Source organism: Staphylococcus sp. TCBT05, assembly GCF_055179755.1.
This window is the reverse complement of the sequence record NZ_JBUQDQ010000039.1, coordinates 1-4,294: the sequence shown is the minus strand read 5'-3', so window position 1 is coordinate 4,294 and position 4,294 is coordinate 1. Positions and strand designations below refer to the sequence as shown.

Annotated in this window: 5 protein-coding genes; all 5 read right to left on the bottom strand. The window is 26.4% G+C overall.

Annotated elements, in window-relative coordinates; translation table 11 throughout:
- Window positions 1-39: 39 nt before the first annotated feature.
- Complete coding sequence (locus tag ACY191_RS13690) at window positions 40-732, bottom strand: ATP-binding cassette domain-containing protein (RefSeq protein ID WP_000427699.1); 693 nt, start codon at window positions 730-732, stop codon at window positions 40-42.
- Between the two features lie 18 nt (window positions 733-750).
- Window positions 751-2,517, bottom strand: coding sequence for a hypothetical protein (locus ACY191_RS13685; RefSeq protein ID WP_463270060.1), 1,767 nt, complete (start codon window positions 2,515-2,517; stop codon window positions 751-753).
- Between the two features lie 38 nt (window positions 2,518-2,555).
- Complete coding sequence (locus tag ACY191_RS13680; RefSeq protein WP_340945466.1) at window positions 2,556-3,077, bottom strand: stage II sporulation protein M; 522 nt, start codon at window positions 3,075-3,077, stop codon at window positions 2,556-2,558.
- Between the two features lie 77 nt (window positions 3,078-3,154).
- Entirely contained in the window at window positions 3,155-3,346 is a 192-nt protein-coding gene (locus ACY191_RS13675) for a hypothetical protein (RefSeq protein WP_016123852.1), read from the bottom strand.
- A gap of 68 nt (window positions 3,347-3,414) precedes the next feature.
- Window positions 3,415-4,101, bottom strand: a complete 687-nt coding sequence (locus ACY191_RS13670) for a YIP1 family protein (RefSeq protein WP_016123851.1) — start codon at window positions 4,099-4,101, stop codon at window positions 3,415-3,417.
- Window positions 4,102-4,294: the final 193 nt, after the last annotated feature.

Sequence of the window (4,294 nt, the reverse complement as noted above, 5' to 3'; positions counted from 1 at the left end):
ATAGTAAAAATAACTAGGAATATAATAATTAATAAGTTTTTATTCATAATTTTCTCCTGTAATTAATTTAATAAAATATTCTTCCAAAGATAAGTTTTGTGATAAAGCTTCTTTCATTTCTAAATTTGATGTAATAATTTCCCCATTGTTAATAACCATAATCTCATTACAGAAGGTTTGAGCTACTTCTAATTGATGCGTTGAAATTAATATTGTATTTCCCTTTTTTGCGTAATTAATAAGAAAATCTTTTATTGCCTTCATATTAATTGGATCGATTCCTGAAATGAATTCATCTAGTAATAATAACGTAGGTTTTTTAAAAACTATTCCCATCAAACTGAGTTTCTTTTTATTCCCTAGTGACATAGCAGAGATTTTCTTTTCCACTTCATTTTGCAGAGAAAAATCTAAAAGTAGTTGATTTAATTCGTCATCTGTTAATGTTATTGAAAATAAGTCTGTTAATAAACGGATATATTCATTACCAGTTAATTCCGGGAAAATGAGTGGGTAATCAGGTAAAAACATTGCATCCTCATTTAATTTTACGCAACCTTTATAATCACTTGTAATTTGTGCTGCAATTTTTAATAAGGTAGTTTTCCCAGCTCCATTAGGACCTAATAAACCAACAATTTTCCCTTTAGGTAAAGTAAATGTGATATCTTTTAAAATACATTTAGTATCAATTGTTTTAGATACATGTTCAAATTCAATTATATTTTCCAATTATTTCTCTCCTATTAATTAATTTAATATATCTTCTAATATTTGTTGTTTGGATACTTTATAACGAATACATAAAGTTAAGATAAAAGAAAACATACTATTAACAATTATACATAGAGTGAATTGCACAGTTATATATAGAGAATCACTAATATTATCTGTTAAATATAAAGCAGTAGGTAACATTAAAAATGGTATAAAGAAACCTGTCATGAAATAATATAAGCCTTGTTCAATAAATTGTTTATCAGGATACTCATTAATTTCTTCTACGTTTAAATAATTGAAATGTGGGCTTAATATGTTTGGGATTGTACATATTAATACAAATAAAACCATACTAGAAGCATGAACTCCAATTAAAAGGAATAATAATTTTATAGAAATGTTTCCTATGCAAAAAATCATTAGGTCCCCTATAAATATAAACGGGAAAATGATAAGGTTTGTAATTAATAATTTGATTCGAAATACAAGCCAGATATTCTTTCCAGAAATCAAAAATAATAAGAGTAAGTTTTTATCGCTTTCAAAGGATATCTTTCCCACAAATCCTTTAATAATATTATGCACATAAAAATAAATAGGGAAAAACATTAAAAATACTAAAGCCAGATAATGAATTTTCATATTATTAGTTGTTAGAGATAAGATTGAAGAGAAAAAACCTAACATAGCCCAGAAAAATAAATTCCCATACAAGTTTGGAAGCTTTCTTTTAACATATTTTGAAGTTAAAACTGTTTTAAAGATGGCATAATTTTTAGGATTTAAAACTAATAGTGCGACTCTATTTAACCCATTAAAGAAATACAATTTAATTCGATTTGAAATGCGATTGCTAGGAATATTTATTTTAATTAAAAGTATTACAGAATAACCTATTATTAAATATATAAAAATGCTAAAAAATAGTTTTTTATATTCAATAGAATCAATAATAAAACTAGCAAAAATATTATTAGGTAAATAAATGAAATGGAATAGTGAATTTACCCAATTTGAGAATACAGTTAATGAAAGGGTTTTTCCATTTTCTATCCATTTGTAAAATTCCTCTGGATTCACACCATTTCTTGTCAGTGGGAATTTTATAAACCACGGAGAAAATTTCAACCCTAATTGAAACATAAAATAGCAAATTAGAGTACGTAAGAAAACGGGCACAATGAAAATTGATAACCAATTCATATTTTTTTGTCGTTTAAAGCTGATATTATTATAGATATAAAAGCTAAATAAAGATATGAGCAGATAAGAAATAATGGATAGTACTAAAACTTTTAAATATACATATACACCTAATTCCAAAAAATTATTTATAGATAAAGAAATAGGTAAGAACCAAAATAAAATAGGGATAGATTTCCATATTAAATTTTCACCAAAAACCCATATATATTGATTTTTTTTAGGAATACCTAATATCGAAGATAACCATATATGGTCTTGGGTATTCATAAAATAATCGGATATTTTTTTCCCAATTACTATAGCATAAATAAGTACCATAAGAAAATATATAGACCAAATAAAGTAATTGAATGATATGTTGTTTAATAAAGAAATATTACCGAGTTTTTTTTGTGGGGTTATTAAAAAATAACTTAGCTTGCTAATAACAAAATAGGAAACAACATAAAAGAAAATTGAGTATAAAAAGCGATATAGTAGCAAAACTTTTAGAATTTGAAATCCTTTCATATTAAAATTAAGAAAGTTTAAATTTCCCCATTTATTTTTTGTTCTAATATATAGTCTCCACTTTAACCATTTTAAAAACATATTTACACCTTTTTCTAAAATTTTATATATCTTTCAATCTATTTAAGATTCATTGAAATAAATGATTCAATTAGTGCACTTATGATAAGTAAAATGCAGATTAAACCAAATAACTTGATTTTCTTTGTCCAATGCTTATTTTTGGTAAAATAAAAGGTTAGACCCATTAATCCTAAATATCCAGATAATAGTAAAGCTGGTATCTCAAAAATTCCATGCATCATCAATGTACCTAAAACTTTTGACATTGAATGATGTGTTGAAATTTGAACGCCCATAATAGATCCCAACCAAAATCCATTAAGAAGCAATATAATAATTGTTGGAATCCCTAATAAAAAGATGCCGGATGCAAGTCCAATGCAAACCATAGCATTTTTAGATAGGATGCTCAAGAACGTTTCCCAACTCGAATCATATTTGTAGTATTTTACAACTTCAGTTCCTTCAGGGTTTGCAGGAGTAATAAGACTAAATAATGCTAATCCTAAAATAACACTAATGAAAAATAAAGTAACTGTTATGGTTAGTAAAACTTTCCGATTGTTTAATAATTTCATAATTGTAAAACCACCCATTCTTATATTAATTTAAATAAAGACGCCCTTGTTAACAAGGGCGTCTTTATTTAAATTAATTAATATGCAATTGCTTTTTTAGTTGCCATTTTTCTAGCTGCAATTAGAATACCTGTAGTTAAACCGAAAGATGAAAAAGCACCCACGATTGCAAAAACAGTCATCCCAGCATTAATAGCATTTACTACGATAGTTGCATTTGCAGTAGAAATACCAGTAGCTGCTGCTACATCAGCGATCATTGTTAACATGTAATTGTCCCCCTATTTATGTTTGGAATTTGTTTGGCCTAAGAAGTCTCATCTTAAGCCAAATAAATTTAAAAATACGACGATACTAAAAAGGAAGAGATTAAGGCAAGAACAAGCCATGCTGCCCAAAATATAGTAGGTATTTTCTTAGAGCTATTTGACAAACAATAAATCCCCATAACTGTTAAAGCGAAACTTAGCATAGAAAATATTTCAAATCTAGATGATAAACTTAAGATAAATGTATTTTCTATACCTAAACTTTTTAAAGTATATCCTAAGCTTGTAATTGAAATATTGTTTTCAATTGATACCCCTTGTGCTAAAAAATTCACTAATTTACCTAAAATAACGGGTAATTGTGTTAAAAATGTAATGCTAAATATTTTGGAAAATGATACGTTTGCGCTCGTAATCATAACTAATAATTTATAAATTGCAGTCATGATTAATACACCAAATAAAAATTGAATAATAGATAACACCGACATAATTGCAGAAAATAAGGTTAACGTACTCTGCTTTTCTGAAAGCTCTTTAGGAAGTAAGGCCCCTATTTCACTTGTTCCAACTGCACTTTTTGAAATGATAAAGGTTATTAAAGTATTAATTAACAAGATAACAATAATATTTACTAACCCTAAACCGTTACCAGCCTTCATTTCATCAAAAACCTTTTTAGGTTTATAAAAGAGTTGTATTGCATATTTTAGTTTCTTTACAGAGAAAAACGATGATTTAATTGTAGTTTCCATTATGCGACCCCTTAATCAAGATAACTTTTTTTAATATCTTCATTAACAGATATAAATTTAACACAAAAAAGCAAGTTAAAAATATGTAAATTTGCATATTAGATATTTTTATTAAATAAATATGATAAAACTACTTTTTCACTGTTTAATTTGATAAGTGGTGCCTGTGAAGACATTGCGTAATAATGAATAA